This is a genomic window from Alteromonas hispanica (assembly GCF_010500915.1).
Taxonomy (GTDB): domain Bacteria; phylum Pseudomonadota; class Gammaproteobacteria; order Enterobacterales; family Alteromonadaceae; genus Alteromonas; species Alteromonas hispanica.
Genome location: NZ_JAAAWP010000007.1, coordinates 140833 through 159129 on the forward strand (window position 1 = coordinate 140833; position 18297 = coordinate 159129).

General features: G+C 43.8%; 13 protein-coding genes and 2 tRNA genes. 12 read left to right on the plus strand and 3 right to left on the minus strand.

What is annotated here, in order from left to right; translation table 11 throughout:
* Positions 1 to 168: 168 nt before the first annotated feature.
* Entirely contained in the window at positions 169 to 1071 is a 903-nt protein-coding gene (locus GTW09_RS12225) for a LysR family transcriptional regulator (protein WP_100972075.1), read from the minus strand.
* Positions 1072 to 1280: 209 nt separating this feature from the next.
* Between GTW09_RS12225 and GTW09_RS12230 the strand changes: the two genes are divergently transcribed.
* Positions 1281 to 1727, plus strand: coding sequence for a MaoC family dehydratase (locus GTW09_RS12230; RefSeq protein WP_071979828.1), 447 nt, complete (start codon positions 1281 to 1283; stop codon positions 1725 to 1727).
* A 122-nt stretch (positions 1728 to 1849) separates the two neighbouring features.
* Here the strand turns inward: GTW09_RS12230 and GTW09_RS12235 are convergent, their stop codons facing one another.
* Together GTW09_RS12235 and GTW09_RS12240 are read right to left on the minus strand one after the other, a co-directional pair.
* Positions 1850 to 2008, minus strand: coding sequence for an entericidin A/B family lipoprotein (locus GTW09_RS12235; RefSeq protein WP_071979827.1), 159 nt, complete (start codon positions 2006 to 2008; stop codon positions 1850 to 1852).
* A 59-nt stretch (positions 2009 to 2067) separates the two neighbouring features.
* A complete protein-coding gene (locus GTW09_RS12240) occupies positions 2068 to 2973 on the minus strand; it encodes a mechanosensitive ion channel family protein (protein ID WP_163112114.1) in 906 nt (301 codons plus the stop codon).
* A gap of 409 nt (positions 2974 to 3382) precedes the next feature.
* On the opposite strand from GTW09_RS12240, the gene GTW09_RS12245 reads away from it, so the two are divergent.
* The 11 genes from GTW09_RS12245 to truB all read left to right on the plus strand — a co-directional run bounded on the left by GTW09_RS12245 (position 3383) and on the right by truB (position 18221).
* The gene (locus tag GTW09_RS12245; protein WP_163112115.1) at positions 3383 to 6097 is read left to right on the plus strand and encodes a TonB-dependent receptor domain-containing protein; all 2715 of its coding nucleotides are present in this window, start codon (positions 3383 to 3385) and stop codon (positions 6095 to 6097) included.
* A gap of 203 nt (positions 6098 to 6300) precedes the next feature.
* The gene (locus GTW09_RS12250; protein ID WP_163112116.1) at positions 6301 to 6603 is read left to right on the plus strand and encodes a 4a-hydroxytetrahydrobiopterin dehydratase; all 303 of its coding nucleotides are present in this window, start codon (positions 6301 to 6303) and stop codon (positions 6601 to 6603) included.
* A gap of 193 nt (positions 6604 to 6796) precedes the next feature.
* Positions 6797 to 6873, plus strand: a tRNA-Met gene (locus GTW09_RS12255).
* A gap of 54 nt (positions 6874 to 6927) precedes the next feature.
* A tRNA-Met gene (locus GTW09_RS12260) sits at positions 6928 to 7004 on the plus strand.
* Positions 7005 to 7350: 346 nt separating this feature from the next.
* On the plus strand, positions 7351 to 10791 hold the full coding sequence (locus GTW09_RS12265) for an MHYT domain-containing protein (protein WP_163112117.1): 3441 nt from the start codon (positions 7351 to 7353) through the stop codon (positions 10789 to 10791).
* A gap of 12 nt (positions 10792 to 10803) precedes the next feature.
* Complete coding sequence (locus GTW09_RS12270; protein ID WP_163112118.1) at positions 10804 to 11808, plus strand: response regulator; 1005 nt, start codon at positions 10804 to 10806, stop codon at positions 11806 to 11808.
* A 341-nt stretch (positions 11809 to 12149) separates the two neighbouring features.
* Positions 12150 to 12608 (plus strand): ribosome maturation factor RimP, encoded by a 459-nt coding sequence (gene rimP / locus GTW09_RS12275; RefSeq protein ID WP_163112119.1) that lies wholly within the window; start codon positions 12150 to 12152, stop codon positions 12606 to 12608.
* A gap of 45 nt (positions 12609 to 12653) precedes the next feature.
* Entirely contained in the window at positions 12654 to 14150 is a 1497-nt protein-coding gene (gene nusA / locus GTW09_RS12280) for a transcription termination factor NusA (RefSeq protein WP_163112120.1), read from the plus strand.
* Between the two features lie 24 nt (positions 14151 to 14174).
* A complete protein-coding gene (infB, locus tag GTW09_RS12285) occupies positions 14175 to 16757 on the plus strand; it encodes a translation initiation factor IF-2 (protein WP_163112121.1) in 2583 nt (860 codons plus the stop codon).
* Positions 16758 to 16847: 90 nt separating this feature from the next.
* A complete protein-coding gene (rbfA, locus tag GTW09_RS12290; protein WP_071979820.1) occupies positions 16848 to 17249 on the plus strand; it encodes a 30S ribosome-binding factor RbfA in 402 nt (133 codons plus the stop codon).
* Positions 17250 to 18221, plus strand: coding sequence for a tRNA pseudouridine(55) synthase TruB (gene truB / locus GTW09_RS12295; protein ID WP_163112122.1), 972 nt, complete (start codon positions 17250 to 17252; stop codon positions 18219 to 18221).
* Positions 18222 to 18297: the final 76 nt, after the last annotated feature.

Sequence of the window (18297 nt, forward strand, 5' to 3'; positions counted from 1 at the left end):
TAGTCTGTCGTTTAATCAAAATTAGTCTTTTGTATTAGGTGCTTGCATGGAGATTTAGAAAATTTTTGTGCATTTGTCACGGCTACAAAAAAGTCTCAATGTACCGTGCTCGGGCATATTGAGACTTCAAAAGTTGGTTAACGTTTACTGAAGATGTGCGCAGGCGCGTTAATGAGGTTTGAAATTGCTCGCCACTTCCATAATTTGTTCGCGCATCCACATATGTGCATAGTCATGATCGGCACTCACATGCCAATACAGGTAATACTCTACTGGAGGTAAGTCAAAAGGCACTTCGTATATAGCTAAATCGTAATGTTTAGCTAGGTGAAATGGTAAACAAGCAATAAGGTCGGTTTTTACGATAGTGCTTGGAACTGTGAGAAAGTGTTGGCCTCGCATGACTTCTTTTCTGCGTTTTCCCATTTTGTCTAAAGCAATATCAATGGGCCCAGCCCCTGACTTTCTTTGCGATACATTGATATGACCTAGGCGTAAGAATGTTTCTAAATCGAGTCCATTCTTTAGTGCAGGGTGATTCTTTCTCGCCAGCACAACAAAACGGTCTTGCGCTATTTTCTCTTTGCACAAATGAGGGTCGGTAAAGGTAGATGCGTCTGCAAAGAAATCAAGAGTGCCGCTCGCCATCGCGGACACAACCTGACTGCGCGGAATTTCGTAGTTTGTTATGCCAATGTTTGGCGCCAAATTCTGAAGGCGAGCAACAAGGCGAGGCATAATACTGGCCTCTAGCAAATCTCTACTTGCAAAGTTAAATGACTTCTCTGCGGTAAGTGGGTCGAAGGTGTGACTCTCTTGAACACTCTTGCGCAGTAAAGCTAGTGCTTGCCTTGCAGGAACGATAATATTTTGCGCCACGGGAGTGGGCGTCATGCTATGACCCGTGCGAACAAATAGAGGGTCGTTCAGCATTTCTCTTAGCCTGGCAAGTGAATTACTTACCGCAGGTTGCGTAATACATAGAACATCGGCGGCTTTCGTTAAGCTGCCTGCGGTATAAATAGCATCAAACACCGCGAAAAGGTTCAAGTCGACTCTATTGAGATTCATAATTAATCCTTCAGTGGGGCGAGTGCCCAGAAAAAGCCAATAGATAATAACAGGCTACAATGTCACAATTGTGTACATAGTAACCACGCATTGTTAACGATAGTGTAACAAGAATACTTATAAATACCTATTATTAAAAGTTAATTGAAACATTCAGATTGCTAATAGTAGTGTAGTAAAATTAAAAATAAGTCAGGGAATTTAGAAAAATGAAATCACTCATTGATTTAGCTGTAGGTGACACGCTTGAGCAGGCCGACTGGACGACCGTTTCGCAAGATATGATAAACCGGTTTGCCGATGCTACGGGTGACCATCAGTGGATTCACTTAGATGAAGAACGGTGTGCTAAAGAGAGCCCTTTTAAAACCACTATTGCCCATGGCTTTTTATCGGCGTCACTTATGCCTCAAGCGTTCTCACAAGTTATTGCTGCCAGCGAAAAAGTGGCTTCCACAATTAATTATGGAATAGATAAACTTCGCTTTTTAGAGCCTGTGAAAAGTGGCGATGCTATTCGATATCAATTCAAGGTTATTGATGTGACAGACAAGCCTCAAGGGAAACTTTACAAAGTAGAAGCCAGCTGCATGTTGAAGTCGAGTGGGAACCCCGCACTGGTAGGAAGCTTTCTAATGCTTGCTGTAATTGTCTAAGGCCGAGCTTTCCCTATTGTGAAAAGAAGGTAGTTCACCACAAAACAAATAAACCCTTTCGACGCGAGTTTGCACTTGCGTGGAAAGGGTGTTTTGTTTTTAACAGCTATGTGGTTTAACGATTAATTTGACGCATCTTCAGCGGTATCTTCAATAGCATCGCCCGCACTTTCAATGTCTTCGCCTGCGCCTTCAATTGTAGCGCAGCCACCGAGCGAAGCGCCCATTACCAATGCAACAAATAGGGCTCTTACTGTTTTTGACTCTATTAAAGTATTCATAGATTTCTCCATTTTCTGTGATGAATATTGCAACGTTTACTTATTTAAACGGCAACGGTTTACTGCGTTTCTTTGGAATCTTTTAACATCGTGTTTAAGTTATCGCTTCCTTTCGAGTTGAAATCGAGAGTGCGAATAGGGAACGGTATGAGAATATCATTATCTTCAAGTACCGTTTTAACTGTACTTACTGCGTCGTGACGCACTTGCATAAATGAATGTTCACCAGGATATTTAATCCAAAACCATAAAAGTAAGTTAATACTCGAGTCGCCGAAGGACTCTGCATACACAGAGGTATCTTCCTTCATGATTACGTAATCTTTTTCTTTCATCGCATCGACAATGACTGACACTGCTTTTTCGATATCGTCTGCATATGAAATTCCGACTGGCACTTCAATTCGTCGATGTCCGAGTGTGGAATAATTTGTAAGAATATTTCTAAACAAAATCTTATTTGGAATAACTTCCAGTTGGCCGTAAAAAGTTTCTACAAGCGTATTGCGCAGGTTGATGCCTTTTACGTTGCCAAACACACCTTCTGCTTCAATAACATCACCAATCTCAAAGGGCTTGCGAATACCCATCGCGATACCGGCAATTAAGTTTTCGGTCATATCCTGAAATGCAAAGCCTATGGCCAAGCCCACGATCCCCGCTCCGGCTAATAAAGAGGTGACCGTACCCTTCAAGCCAACAAAATCGAGGGCTATAAATATGCCGGCTATTAATACCAGTGACTTAACAATTGAAGTGAGTAACCCTGCTATTTGGCGAGATTCAAACGTGCGGCGCATTACTCTGCCAACCACATTACCCACAACACGAGCTAAAACGCCAAATGCAATGGCAATTAAAATTGCGACGACGATATTTGGGAGGATGGTTATTGCACCTTCCATCCATGACTCAAGTTTATCGCTTAATAGTTTATAGATATCGTCAATTTGCGGTATTTCCATGGCGAATAGTGCAACTCTCGTTTGTTTTGTAATTGACTTGGGAGTTACAAGAAATGTTCCGTTTTGTGAGTTTTTTAAAGTATTGAAAGATATAAGCTTTTTATTTTCTGAGGTTTCCGAGCAACAAGGTTTGTGAATCAATTTCACAGGTGATCAGCAATTTATACTCACAAGCGTCTGAGTTAACCAAATAATACTTAAGTATAACTGGTAAGACCATGTGTAAAATTAATGTAAACATATTATTCACAATAAATTTACAAACTTAGGATTCAGGCATAGTATCAAATTGTGGCCATAGGTTGTTTATGGTTGCACACAAAAATAACAGAAAATCGAATAGCAGGTCGCTAGCGGAAAGCGAGAATACACATACCGGTAGTGAAACGCCCAGATTTGGAATCACACTATGAAATTGAACACGCGTAAAACGGCAGTTGCCGCCTTTGTAGGCGCTGCATTGCTTTGCTCACCAATTATTGCAACAGCTCAAGAAACTCAAGAGACTCAAGAGACTGGGGCCGAAAGCGAGAAAGAAGCAAAAAGGGATGTTGAGCTAATTCTTGTTACAGGTAGTTTTGTACGCCGAAGCGAAAACTTCGAATCTCCTTCTCCGCTAGCAGTAGTCGATAGTGTGGCAATTGATGCGATTGGTGCCAAGAATATTGCTGACATCACGCAAACGCTAACCATTAACACAGGCGCGGAAAATAATCCAGACGCCTTTACTCAAAATGCCACAGCAGGTACCTCGAATATTAACCTCCGTGGTCTTGGCGTTGCGTCTACGCTAGTACTGCTTAATAACAAGCGCCAAGTTGTTACTGCACAACCTACAAACCAAGGTCTCAACTTTGTTGATACCAGCTCACTCGTGCCAATGATAGCCATCGACAGAATGGAAGTAGTGAAAGATGGTGCGTCGGCTTTATACGGTTCAGATGCTGTTGCTGGTGTTGTTAACTTTATAACAAAGCGCAATTATGACGGCGCAATGATAACTGCTGATTATCAAGACGGTGCACATGGAGACAACAGCGAGTATGTACTTCAGGGTCTTTGGGGAGCATCAGGAGACAATGGTAATGTAATGGCGGCGATAAGCTTTACAAACCGTTCACCGCTGTTCATTGCTGACAGACGACTCAGCCGACCACAAGACGATACCAGTGCATTAGGTAACCCGGGGTCGTATTTCTTACCTACTGGAACGCCAATAATTGACCCGTATGGGTGTGAAGAATTTGGTGGTTCAGAAAGGTTATTAGCGCCGAGTGGCACTGCGCCAGGTGGTCTTGAGGTGGGTTTCTGCCAATTTGACTTCGGTAAGTTTTATTCTTACGTTCCTGATGAAAGCCGATTGAATACTTACGTTAGTGCTAATTATGAGTTTGATAATGACATAACATGGTCTGCCGAATTCGGTATGGCGAGAAACCGCGCTGAGCGTGGCGGGGCACCGAGCTTCCCTATTCTTACTTCGCCTATTGTTCCAGATTACCACCCACAAAACCCATTCGGCACAGGCGTTGCGTTCTTCGGTCGTGCAGAGGGTAATGGTTTCGCTGGCGACCCTGCAAATACCGAATCAGATACGTTTAGATTTAGCACGAACCTTCAGGGCGTAACAGACACCGGTTTCTGGGAAGTCAGTTACACCAGAGCGGTTAACGACTTTATGTTCCAAGTACCAGACGTTCTTAACACAGAGTTTCAGTTAGCCTTGTTTGGTTTTGGTGGTTCAGATTGTAATCCGGTTACAGGCACACCAGGCGCAGGCAGCTGTGAGTTCTTTAATCCGTTTTCAACGTCTTACACATCGGCGCCAAACTCTGATTACGTAGTCGACTCTTTCACGGCAAAGCAAGTTATTGACTCGAAATCTGATTTAGAGGTTATAGAAGCGTTTACTTCGTTTGATGTTTTTGAGATGGGAGGCGGTTTTGCAGCGCTTGCTCTAGGTCTACAGTATCGAGACCAGCAGCTAAGCATGGATTACGACGCACTATCTAATCAAGATAGCTTTACCTTTGTCATTGGTAACCCTGATATTGACGGAAGCCAAGATGTTTGGGCTGCGTTTGGTGAATTAGCGTTACCAGTAAACGATAATTTAGATGTTCAGGTAGCCCTTCGATACGAAGACTACGGTGGCACAATTGGTAGTACAGTTGACCCTAAATTAGCGGTTTCGTATCGCGCTAGCGATGAGTTCTCTCTTCGTGGTTCGATTTCAACATCATTTAGAGCGCCAACGGTTTTCTTAGCTCAGGGTGGTGCTACCACATTGCAGCAACTTCAAGATCCTGTGCAGGGGGCAACGGCATTCGTTGCGGTGAGAACAGAGGGTAATGAAGATCTTAAGCCAGAAGAGTCAACGGCTTATAATATCGGTTTCTCGTACGAGCCATTCCGAGATTTATCAGTAGAAGTCGATTACTGGAACTTTGAATTTGAAGACCTCATTATTCAAGAAAATGCGCAAGCCGTATTAAATGCCGATCCGACGAACACAGATAGAGTTATTCGCGCAGGAGACCCGGTATCAGGGCCAGTTCTGCAAATCAACAACACCTATGTTAACGCGAGTTCGCTAGAAACATCCGGTATTGATTTTGTTACTAGCTATAAGATTGAATCTGATGCGGGTATCTTTACGCCTACGCTAAACGCCACATACATCACCAAGTATGACTTGTCTGACCCTCAGGCAGGGAATATTGATGGTGCGGGAAGACGTAACTTTAACAATATTGGTACATCGTCACCCGAACTGCGTATGAATTTAGGCTTGGCATGGAAACATGACGTCCATGCGGCAAATATATTTGTTCGCTATATCTCGTCTTACGATGATGACCAGAACTGTGCTGACGGAACTGCCAATGCAGGCGGCTGTGCAAATGGTTTCTTCGAGGTTGATAGCCAAGTTACTGTAGATGCCCAATACAATATCGATATTGGTAGCTTGTACGATACGGAACAAAGATACGTCCTTACAATTGGTGGTATCAACTTGTTCGACGAAGAGCCACCTAGATTGTTCACAAACAGTGGTTTCGACTCGAAGGTTCATGACCCAAGAGGACGTCAGATATACGCAAGACTGGCGGTTGAGTTCTAATTGCGTTTGACGTAAAACAATTATACTAGCACCTGACAGCCGGCCCTTAATTTTAAGGGCCGGCTTTTTTGTAAACATATATCACCACTAAAGAGTGGGCCTTCTTTGCCTAATTGCAGCAACAGCTTTTCTTTATTGCTCAAACTTCTTTAAAGTCTTCTATGTTGTCGATAGTAAAAGATAGATAAATCAGGAGTTCGATTATGACCACTAAATTAGATGATAACGCCATTGAGGCCAAATTAACTGCACTAAACGAGTTAGTTGTTGATGGTGACTCTTGGATAAGGGAAGGCGATGCCATTACCAAAACGTTTTCTTTTAAGAGTTTTATTCGTGCATTTGGGTGGATGTCGCAAATCGCCATCTGGGCTGAGAAACTTAAGCATCACCCTGAATGGTTTAATGTTTATAACAAAGTGGAAGTGAAGTTAACTACCCACGATGTTGACGGATTGAGTGAATTGGACTTTTCGCTTGCCGAAAAAATGGAAAAATTTAAATAAAATAAAGAGATATTGACGTTAAAAGCATGCGCTTTGTATTAAGTTTGCACAATTTGTTTAATTAACCTGCGAACGATAAGAAAAATGCAATATTTCGATGATAGGGACTTGTGTTAGTAAAGTCCCTATGTATAATACGCACCACGTTGAGGCGAGGAAGAAAAGCCAAGCAATCTCAACGGGTATTTTCTGGCGCGGGATGGAGCAGTCTGGTAGCTCGTCGGGCTCATAACCCGAAGGTCGTAGGTTCAAATCCTGCTCCCGCAACCACAGAAAATAGTCCAGAATTTAAAATTGTGACGCAGTCATGATTTACCGTACAGACGCGGGATGGAGCAGTCTGGTAGCTCGTCGGGCTCATAACCCGAAGGTCGTAGGTTCAAATCCTGCTCCCGCAACCACCTTAAAAAGCCTAGCATTTGCTAGGCTTTTTAGTTTTTTCCGCCTTTTCATCGTTATTGTAAAAAACTCGCTCTTAATTAAGCGCTAAATCAGTACAACACGCCTACATTTTGCTTCGTAAAGTACCCCTATATTCTCAACTGGCTTTGTTAAACAGAATTTCATTTGCGCTGTTAAGCCTTTTTCATGTCTTACGTTAAATTAATACTAAAGATATGGATTTTGTTGTGGTTAGACCTATTTGGGACATCAATTAGTCTAGTTTTTTGTAATGCGCGTCACGGGCATTTCAAGATGTGCTATTTTGCAAAAGTAGTAACATGACTTTGCGGTTTAATTTTTAAAATGTCGTTTTTTAATATTTTCGCTTTTGACAATGATGCCTCATTGCTTGAAAGCTCATATCACTTTCCTCTTATTCTTTTATCTCTGCTGATTGCAGTGTTTGCGTCTTTTATGGCTTTCAACGTAGCAAGCCAAGCTGCGGTAACCAAACACAAATTAAGAAAAAATATTTTGCTCGCCACAGGAAGCTTTGCCCTAGGGGGCGGTGTGTGGTCTATGCACTTCCTAGGCATGTTGGCTTTAGAGCTTTGTACGCAAGTAAATTACGACGTTTCAACAACTATGGTATCTGCTATACCCGGGGTGGCGGCGTCTTGGGTTGCATTACATCTGTTAACAAAGAGGAGGGTTTCTGCTGTTGAAATTATGCAGGGCGGAGTGTTAATGGGCTCGGGTATCGGTAGTATGCACTACATTGGCATGGGGGCGATGGATATGGCGCCCTTGTTACGTTATGACCTACCTATGTTTCTATTTTCCATTGCTGTAGCCGTTGTCTTGGCAATGCTCTCTTTGTGGATAAAGTTTGGCATTCGAGCCAGCGTCAACAACACACGGGTATCATTGAGGCATGTCAGTTTGGCCAGTGTCGTTATGGGGTTTGCTATTGCGGGTATGCATTACACTGGCATGGCTGCAGCACGGTTTGTACTCCCACCTGGGTTTGAAATGACTTCTCAGCCATCGGGTATCACAACATATTTAGCTGTGGCAACCGCGGTAGTGACTACTGTGCTGATTGCATCGGCGCTAGGCGTGAGTCTATTGTTTAAATATCGAGATACAATGACGCGAGCTATTGAAAGTGAGCGAGTACAGAGAGCTATTACAGACACTGCCGTAGATGCCATTATTACCTTTGGCGACGACGGGATTATTCGCACTGCTAATCCTGCGGCAGAGAACGTTTACGGATACAAAGTCTCAGAGCTAATTGGCATGCACGCTAATGAGTTAGTTACGCCGGAGCGCAGACATCTCTACGGGCCAGACTTTTTCAAAAAAACTTCCTTTGAAGAAGAGCGGGCAATTGGCAGAGGGATTGAAGCTGAGGTGCTGAGAAAAAGTGGAGAAAGGATCCCTATAAGAGCAGGGATTGGACACACTCGAATTAATGGGCGCGCCATCTTTGTCTCCCTTGCCTCAGACTTGAGAAAGCGAAAAGCGATTGAGAACAAGTTAAGAGAGAGTGAGGCTAAATTTAGAAGTTTAATTGCTAACATACCCGGTATGGCCTATCGCAAACTTGCGGGTCCGAAACGGCAGATGATTTTCTTAAGCGACGCTGTAAAAGATCTCACAGGATATGATGCAGAAGAGTTTATGCTACCTGACCCTAAGCGCACCTTCGCTTCTCTTTATCATCCAGAGGATAGAAAATATATTGAAGAAAAAAGAGCAGGCGAAGGCACTTTTACTCTTGAGTATCGAATAATTACCAAGTGTGAAGAGGTTAAATGGGTTATTGAGCAGGGGGTCTTCGTTGATAACGAGCATGATGAAGTGAAATATATAGATGGTTTTATTTCAGATATCACGCCTAGAAAAAATATGGAGAACGCGCTTAAGGCTGCTCGGGATAAGGCGCAAGGAGCAGCAGCTGCTAGAGCTGCGTTCCTCGCCAACATGAGTCACGAAATTCGAACCCCCATGAACGCCATAATTGGTTTTAGTGACTTGATGTTAAGCGAAGCTACAAATCAAGATCAAAAAGGACATCTTACTACTATCAATCGCTCTGCTCGGTCTTTGTTGCATTTACTCAACGACATTCTTGATAGCGCCAAACTCGATAAAGGCAAGCTCGATATTGAGCTCAGAGAGTTTTCTTTACGAGAGGAGTTAGACCTGGTTGTTTCCACCTTTTGGTTAGAGGCAAAGCGAAAGCAAGTTGATTTGCGCTTATCGGTAGATGCTCAAATAGGTGACGCTTTTATTGGCGCTCCAGAGCGAATAAGACAAGTACTCAATAATCTCATTGGCAATGCAGTTAAGTTCACGCATGAAGGAAAGGTTGTCATCTCTGTTTATGAGCATGGTGATGATATTATTTTTGAGGTAAGTGATACCGGTATCGGTATGACCAAAGAGCAAGTAGAGCGTGTGTTCGATCCTTTTTCTCAGGCAGATGCCTCAATGAGCAGAAAATATGGAGGCACTGGGCTAGGCACAACAATATCAAAACAGTTGGTTGAGTTAATGGGAGGTTCAATATCTGTTTCTAGTGAAAAGAACGAAGGATCTTCTTTCATTTTTTCTTTGCCACTTAAGCCTGCTGATGTTTCGGTAAAGACAAAATCTTCGCACACCTCTCATTCGAACATAATACGGGCTTTGAAAGTTTTGGTTGCCGATGATGTCCAACAAAATATAGAGCTTCTTACTCTATTCCTTACTCGCGCTGGTCATGACGTAACGTCAGCTGAGGACGGAGAGGAAGCGCTGAAAAAGATGAAGGAGCATGATTTCGATATTGTGCTTATGGACTTACAAATGCCTAAGTTAGATGGGCTTAGTGCAGCAAAACAGCGTCGTCAATTTGAAAAAGACAACAAATTAGACCATGTACCCATGATAGCACTCACTGCTAGCGTTCTCGTACAAGATAAATTGGCAGCTGAACATGCTGGCATGGAAGGTTTTGCGAACAAGCCTGTCGACTTTACTTCACTAATGCACGAGGTAGCGAGAGTTCTAAAAGCAGACACTAAAGACGTTCTTTCAAAAGCGTTTGATAACGCATTGTTGTCAGATGCAAAAGAACCACTGGTTAGTGAGGTTTTGTCCAGTCGAACAATTGGCGTTCTTCAAAATCGAGACATTATTGATTTGGAGCGAGCTATCTTAATGTGGGGTGACGAAAAGATTGTACTCTCTGAATTAACCAAATTTTTAAATCTTGCGCGTACTAAATTAATTGCGCTTGGTAATGCTGTATCAAACAATCACACAAACGATGCGATTGCCGCTTTACATGCGCTAAAGGGAACCTCTGGAAACCTATGTTTAACTACGTTCTATCGGCATGTTAAAACCATCGAATCGCAAGCGCTTAAGCAGCAAATAGACGACCACCAATTAGCGTTGTTGAAGCACGATCTAGACGATGTCGCTTCTTTCATAGCTGCCCTAAACAATGCAGAAAAACACGTTCACACCTTTCCTGAAGGTTCAAATAATGGCACCAAGGCAGATAGCCTTAAAGATAAAAGCGCAGACAGCATCATGGCAAACAATGCAGTGCTGACTGAGCATCTTGTTAAGTTAAAGCAAAGCCTGCTTCAAAACATGATAGATGAGAGTGAGTTGGTTTTTCTGCGTAACGAGGCCGCCTCTCTACACGAGGACGCCATATCTCAAGTGCTGCTCCATATTGATAACTTCGATTTCAAATCGGCGTTAAAATATGTAGATGAACTGCTAAAAACGTTAGAAACATAGTAGAGGCTGACTATGCTTGATACTAAAATTGCCGATCCGGTTTTGTTACTTGTTGATGATGAACCTGCTAATTTGCGGGTTCTAAAGCAACTTCTATCTAGTCAATATCAATTAGTTTTTGCTCGTGATGGTCATGAGGCACTTGAGATTGCCTCATCTCGTAAGCCCGACCTCATTTTACTGGATGTCATGATGCCTGGAATGACGGGATTCGAGGTTTGTGAGTCACTTAAAAACAATGAAGTTACTGAACATATTCCTGTTATCTTTGTTACCGCTCTCAACGACGATATGGATGAAGCGAGGGGCTTTGAAGTTGGTGCAGTAGATTACATTACTAAACCTATATCACCTGCTGTGGTTAAAGCACGAGTAAAAACCCATTTAAGTTTGGTTCGTGCTGAGGCGCTTATGGAGAGTCGACTGCATGTGGTTCAGCGGCTTGGCCGCGCAGCTGAGTATAAAGACAACGAGACTGGCATGCACGTAATGCGTATGAGTCATTTCTCAAAAGAGTTAGCGTTGGCTTATGGGTTATCTGAAGAGCAAGCCACAACTTTACTCCATGCTGCTCCTATGCACGATATAGGGAAAATAGGTATTGCTGATAGCATTATGCTCAAACCTGGAAAGCTGACGGATGAAGAATTTAAAGATATGCAGCGACATCCGGAGATTGGGGCAGAAATTATTGGTGATTGCGGCGATTCATTACTTTTGAAGGTTGCCAAATCCGTTTCAATGACGCACCACGAAAAATGGGATGGCACGGGTTATCCAAAAGGTTTGAAGGGGGAAGAGATTCCTATAGAGGGTCGCATCTGTGCGCTTGCTGATGTTTTCGATGCTTTAACAAGCAAAAGGCCTTATAAAGAGGCGTGGAGCATAGAAAAGGCGGTAGAGTTTATTCAAAGTCAGAAAGGCAAACACTTTGAACCAAAGCTTGTCGATCTTCTTATTGCAATGCTGCCAAAGATTATTGAAATTAAAGAGACGTTTAAAGAAGAAGGGGAGTAATACCACTTTGCATAGATACTTAGCCACACAGCGAGACTTAAAATGTTGTCCCGCTGTTGCTAAATGAGGCAGCTGCCAGTATAATGCTTGAATTAAGTAATAAGAGCGGGCTCCCTCAAATTTTCAGGAAAGTAACGCACTTATTCATAGTAAGCTATCACCTAACGGTGTTTTTACCTACATAGATGTCGCTTTCTAAGACGTTATGTATGGGTTCAGAATTACAACAAAAAGCCCCGCTAGTCCGGGGCTTTTTGTTGTATTAAAACCTAGAGAAATTCGTTTTTCTTAGGTGATGACAGGTGGGCTTTATGCCCTTTTTTTGTTTTTGGAGGTTTGGATTGGCAAAACTTGAAGATAAGCTGACCGAAATGCTTAACCCTGGTGTTGAGGCCTTGGGTTTTGAATTGGTTGGTGTCGAGTTTGTACGTGCGGGGAAACATTCGATTCTTCGCGTTTTTATTGATCACGAAAACGGTATAACCGTAGATGATTGTGCAGATGTTAGTCATCAAGTGAGCGCAATATTAGACGTAGAAGATCCGATCAGCACCGAATATAACTTAGAAGTGTCATCACCGGGAATGGATAGACCGCTTTTCAAGGAAAAGCACTATCAAGATTCTGTAGGTGAAGTAATTCAAGTTCGTTTGTCTATGCCAATGGATGACAGACGTAATTTCAAAGGCAAATTACTTGCGTGCGAAGACGGCATAGTAAGTATTGAAGTGGATGGCCAGCAGTTCCAGTTAGCTGTGGCGAATATCGAAAAAGGTAACGTTGTTCCCACGTTCGATTAACGGAACAGCTCTGCTTTCATCGAAGAAAGCAAAAGTGAGGCGAAAATGAATAAAGAAATTTTGTTAGTGGCGGAAGCCGTTTCAAATGAAAAACAAGTGCCTAGAGAAAAGATTTTTGAAGCGCTGGAGTTCGCAATTGCAAGCGCAACAAAAAAGAAAAACGAAGGCGAAATTGAAGTTCGTGTAAGCATTGACAGAACGTCAGGCGACTTCGATACATTTAGACGCTGGCTAGTCATTCCTGATGATCAAGAACAGGAAAATCCGTATGCCGAAATTACGATTTCTGCGGCGCAGATTGACGAGCCGGAAATTGAACTTGGTGAATTTGTTGAAGAACAAATCGAATCCATTAAGTTCGACCGCATAACAACGCAAACGGCGAAACAAGTTATCGTACAAAAAGTTCGCGAGGCAGAACGTCAGCAAATGATTGCTGAGTACGAAGATAGAGTCGGCGAGTTGGTAACGGGTACAGTTAAGAAAGTTAACCGCGACAATATCATTATTGACCTAGGTAATAACGCAGAAGGTGTTATCTACCGTGACGATATGCTCCCAAGAGAGACATTCCGTCCAGGAGATAGAGTGCGTGGTCTACTTTATGTTATTCGTCCTGAGGCTCGTGGTGCACAGTTATTTATCAGCCGTACGCACCCAGATATGCTTGTTGAGTTGTTTAGACTAGAAGTTCCAGAAATTGCGGAAGAGACTTTAGAAATAAAGTCTGCGGCACGAGATCCAGGTTCACGCGCGAAGATTGCCGTTAAGACTAACGACAAGCGTTTAGACCCAGTAGGTGCCTGTGTTGGTATGCGTGGTTCACGCGTACAAGCAGTATCTGGTGAATTAGGCGGTGAGCGTGTTGATATTGTGCTTTGGGATGAAAACCCAGCTCAATTTGTTATCAATGCCATGGCACCAGCAGAGGTTGCATCGATTGTTGTTGATGAAGATAACAATACGATGGATGTGGCGGTTGAGGCTGATAACCTTGCGCAAGCAATTGGAAGAAGCGGCCAAAACGTACGCCTAGCCAGCCAATTAAGTGGCTGGGAGCTTAACGTGATGACGGTTGACGATCTCAACAAGAAGCACGAAGAAGAAAATGCGAAGGTACTTAACCTATTCACAACTGGATTGGATATTGACGAAGATTTTGCGTTAGTACTTGTCGATGAAGGCTTTACCACACTAGAAGAGGTAGCCTACGTTCCAGTGAGTGAACTTTTAGCGGTTGAAGGATTAGACGAAGACACCGTTGAAGAATTGCGCACAAGAGCGCGTGCCTTCCTAACAACGCGAGCACTTGCAGACGAAGAGTCTCTTGAAGGTGCAGAACCAACAGAAGCCTTATTAAATCTTGAAGGTATGAGTAAACACGTGGCTTATGTGTTGGCCAGCCGCGGTATTACCGACCTAGAAGAGTTAGCAGAACAAGGTACCGATGATATCAATGATATCGATGAACTTAACGATGAGTCGGCGGGTGCATTAATCATGGCTGCTCGAAATATCGTTTGGTTCAGTGAAGAAGAGTAAGGTCAACAGGGGGATAATTACGTAATGGCAGATGTATCTATAGAAAAGCTCGCCAGCGACATTGGTACGACCGTTGACCGATTGGTTGGCCAATTTAAAGACGCGGGTATTGTTAAAAGTGCCGGCGCTCAAATTAACGAAGAAGAGAAACAAAAACTGTTGGATCATTTAAGTAAGCAACACGGTAGCTCCGCAGAGCCCACGCGCATGACATTAAAGCGCAAGACGACCAGTACACTAAGCGTTGGAAAGTCGAAAGAAGTAAAAGTTGAAGTACGCAAAAAACGTACTTACATAAAACGTACTGACATTGAAGAAGAAGCGAAGCGTCAGGAAGAAGAACGTCTGAAGCGCGAGGCTGAAGAAAAAGCGGCTGCAGAAGCGAAGAAAGCAGCAGAAGAGAAAGCGCGAAAAGCCGCAGAAGCAAAGAAAGCGGCTGATGAAGAGCGTGCTCGTCGAGCGGAACAAGCGAAGAAAGAAGCTGAAGCGCGTAAGAAGAACGAGCCTGAGTTATCTGAAGCTGAAAAAGCTAAGCAAGAAGAAGCGCGCCAAGAAGAAGAGCGTTTGCGTAAGGCTCAAGAAGAAGAGTCTCAGAAAAAGCTTGAAGAAGATGCTAAGAAAGCAGCTGAAGAAGCGCGTAAGCTAGCTGAAGAAAATGAGCGTCGCTGGAAGGAAGAAGAAGAGCGTCGCAAGAAAGCTGAGGCCGAAGAAGTTCACTTGCACTCAAATCGTTATGCTCAAGAAGCAGAAGACGAAGAAGACATGCAAGTAGAGCGCTCGTCACGCCGTCGTCGCAAGTCTAAAAAGCATGCTGGCGAACATCTTAAGCAAGGCTTTAACAAGCCAGCACAACCTGTGGAGCGCGTAGTTAAACTTGGCGCAACCATTACGGTTGGTGAGTTAGCGAGCAAACTTGCAATAAAATCTAACGAAGTTATCAAAGCCATGATGAAAATGGGTGAGATGGCTACAATTAACCAAGTACTTGACCAAGATACAGCAGTTCTCGTTGTTGAAGAAATGGGTCACAAGTACGAGCTAGTTAACGACAATGCGTTAGAAGATGAATTACTAGCAGAAGGCATGGACGGGGTTAAAACCACTCGTGCTCCAGTAGTGACTATCATGGGTCACGTTGACCATGGTAAAACATCATTACTCGATTTCATTCGTCGTGCGAAAGTTGCTGACGGAGAAGCAGGTGGTATTACTCAGCATATCGGTGCATACAAAGTAGAAACTGATAACGGCGAGATTACGTTCCTTGATACACCAGGACACGCGGCATTTACAGCAATGCGTGCACGTGGTGCAACTGCTACTGATATTGTTATCTTGGTTGTTGCTGCAGATGACGGCGTTATGCCGCAAACAAAAGAAGCGGTTCAGCATGCTAAAGCGGCTGGCGTACCTTTGATTGTTGCAGTGAACAAAATGGATAAAGAGTCTGCAGACCCTGATCGCGTTAAGAGCGAACTTCTGCAACTTGAAGTTATTCCTGAAGAATACGGCGGTGATCACCAGTTCTGTAACGTATCAGCGAAAACTGGTATGGGTGTTGAAGAGTTACTAGAAGCCATCGTGCTTCAAGCAGAACTACTTGACCTGAAAGCAGTGCCAGAAGGTCCATGTCGCGGTATCGTTATTGAATCACGTCTAGATAAGGGCCGTGGTCCTGTTGCGTCTGTATTGGTTCAAGAAGGCCAACTTCGCCCAGGTGATATTTTGCTATGTGGTGAAGAGTACGGTCGTGTTCGTGCAATGCGCGACGAAAACGCCAAGGAAATGAAATTTGCTGGTCCATCAACACCGGTGGAAGTACTCGGTTTATCTGGTGTACCGGTTGCTGGTGAAGATGCAGCGGTCGTTCAAGACGAGCGTAAAGCTCGTGAAGTAGCGGCCAAGCGTCATCAGAAGAAACGTGAGCTTAAACTAGCACGTCAGCAAAAAGCGAAACTTGAAAACATGTTTGCGAACATGGCATCAGGGGACGTGAGCGAATTGAACATCGTACTTAAAGCTGATGTACAGGGCTCTGTCGAAGCGATTGCTGAATCACTGATTAAACTTTCTACATCAGAAGTAAAAGTGAATATCGTTGGTAGCGGCGTTGGTGGTATTACTGAAACTGACGCTACACTTGCAGCGGCATCTGGTGCAATTGTTGTTGGCTTTAACGTTCGTGCCGATGCATCTGCCCGTAAAGTGCTAGAAGCGGAAGAAATTGATTTGCGCTACTACAGCGTAATCTACAGTCTTATCGACGAAGTGAAAGCGGCCATGAGCGGTATGCTTGCACCTGAGTTCAAACAAGAAATTATTGGTTTGGCTGAAGTGCGCGACGTATTCAAATCGCCTAAGTTGGGTGCGATTGCCGGTTGTATGGTTACCGAAGGTAACATCAAGCGCAGCAATCCAATCCGCGTTCTACGTGATAACGTCGTGATATACGAAGGCGAACTAGAATCGCTACGTCGCTTTAAAGATGACGTCCAAGAAGTTCGTAACGGCATGGAATGTGGTATCGGCGTGAAAAACTACAACGATGTGAAAGTAGGTGACCAAATTGAGGTCTTCGAAGTCGTTGAGGTTAAACGCGAAATTTAATTGCCTGTTCTAATTGGCATTTAAAAAGCGGGGGCCGAGTGCTCCCGCTTTTGTCTATACGCTATTTATAATTAGGTTAAGGAGTTTACAATGGCTCGTGAATTTTCACGTACCGATAGGGTTGCTCAGCAAGTTCATAAAGAAGTAGCGAGTATCCTTCAAAACGAATACAAACACAGAGTAGGCGACATGCCGCTTATTACGGTGTCTGAAGTTGAGGTGTCACGAGATTTAGCTCATGCAAAAATCTACGTCACTATTTACAACAGCACTGAAGAAGAAGGTAAAGCACAGGTTAAGCAACTTAAAGAATTAAAAGGCTTCATTCGCAGCATTTTAGCTAAGCGCTTACGCATGCGTTCTGTGCCTGATCTTCACTTCTTTGAAGATAAGTCGATTATCGAAGGTATGCGCATTTCAAATTTGGTCTCACAGACCATTGCTACCGATGAGTCAAAGCGCGACCTTGATGACGAACAAGAGTCGGAGTAAATGGCAAGACGACGTAAAGGCCGTGATATTAACGGCATAGTATTACTTGATAAGCCGCTGGGCGGGTCATCTAACCAGCTGCTTCAAAAGGTTAGATGGCTGTATAAAGCGGTGAAAGCAGGGCACACCGGGGCACTAGACCCTCTAGCTAGCGGTATGTTGCCATTGTGTCTAGGCGAAGCAACTAAGTTTTCTCAGTTCCTACTCGACGCCGAAAAAACCTATGAAGTCACTGCTAAGCTTGGTGTTCGCACCACCACTTCAGATGCCGATGGTGAGGTAGTAGAAGAAAAGCCCGTTGACGTTACTGATGCACAGGTAAACGAAGCTTGCCTCGCCTTTTTAGGAAAAAGTAAGCAAATTCCTTCCATGTTTTCAGCGCTTAAGCATCAAGGAAAACCGCTTTATCACTACGCCCGTCAGGGTATAGAAATAGAGCGAGAACCCCGCGATATAGAAGTTTATGAGCTAGAGGTTTTACGCATCGAATTGCCTTACGTGGATATGCGGATAAAGTGCAGCAAAGGAACCTACATACGTTCTATTGTTGACGACTTAGGTCAAAACTTGGGTTGCGGCGCGTATGTAACACGTCTGCATCGCACCGAGGTTGCAGATTATCCGACGGATAAAATGGTGTCACTAGATACCCTTATCAGCACGCAAGAATCACTTGCTGAGGGCGATTTTGCAGCCCTAGACGCTTTTCTCATACCTATGGATACGGCTGTAAGCCGCTTGCCTCGCGTCGTGATTAATGATGAAGAGCGCAGTCGCTTTGACCATGGACAAAGCGTTAAAGGGGTATGTGAAGCAGAGCTTATCGCTGGAGTTTCCTATCGCGTTTATCATCAGCAGGCAGACGACTGTTTGTTTTTAGGCGTAGGTGAGGGGGTAAAAGACCCAAGAGATCAGGGGCAGCCAAAGGACGAAATCTTTGTTAATCCCAAGCGACGCGTGGTTTATTCGTAAATTGGCCAAATTACTGCGTTCGACCCTTGCTAACTGAGCAAACGTCATTATAATACGCGCTTCATTCCGTTCTGCT

Coding starts and splice junctions, on each gene's coding strand:
- truB (WP_163112122.1), top strand. CDS start 17,250: ATGGCAAGACGACGTAAAGGCCGTGATATTAACGGCATAGTATTACTT.
- rbfA (WP_071979820.1), top strand. CDS start 16,848: ATGGCTCGTGAATTTTCACGTACCGATAGGGTTGCTCAGCAAGTTCAT.
- GTW09_RS12235 (WP_071979827.1), bottom strand. CDS start 2,008: ATGAATACTTTAATAGAGTCAAAAACAGTAAGAGCCCTATTTGTTGCA.
- GTW09_RS12265 (WP_163112117.1), top strand. CDS start 7,351: ATGTCGTTTTTTAATATTTTCGCTTTTGACAATGATGCCTCATTGCTT.
- infB (WP_163112121.1), top strand. CDS start 14,175: ATGGCAGATGTATCTATAGAAAAGCTCGCCAGCGACATTGGTACGACC.
- GTW09_RS12270 (WP_163112118.1), top strand. CDS start 10,804: ATGCTTGATACTAAAATTGCCGATCCGGTTTTGTTACTTGTTGATGAT.
- GTW09_RS12225 (WP_100972075.1), bottom strand. CDS start 1,071: ATGAATCTCAATAGAGTCGACTTGAACCTTTTCGCGGTGTTTGATGCT.
- GTW09_RS12245 (WP_163112115.1), top strand. CDS start 3,383: ATGAAATTGAACACGCGTAAAACGGCAGTTGCCGCCTTTGTAGGCGCT.
- GTW09_RS12250 (WP_163112116.1), top strand. CDS start 6,301: ATGACCACTAAATTAGATGATAACGCCATTGAGGCCAAATTAACTGCA.
- nusA (WP_163112120.1), top strand. CDS start 12,654: ATGAATAAAGAAATTTTGTTAGTGGCGGAAGCCGTTTCAAATGAAAAA.
- GTW09_RS12230 (WP_071979828.1), top strand. CDS start 1,281: ATGAAATCACTCATTGATTTAGCTGTAGGTGACACGCTTGAGCAGGCC.
- GTW09_RS12240 (WP_163112114.1), bottom strand. CDS start 2,973: ATGGAAATACCGCAAATTGACGATATCTATAAACTATTAAGCGATAAA.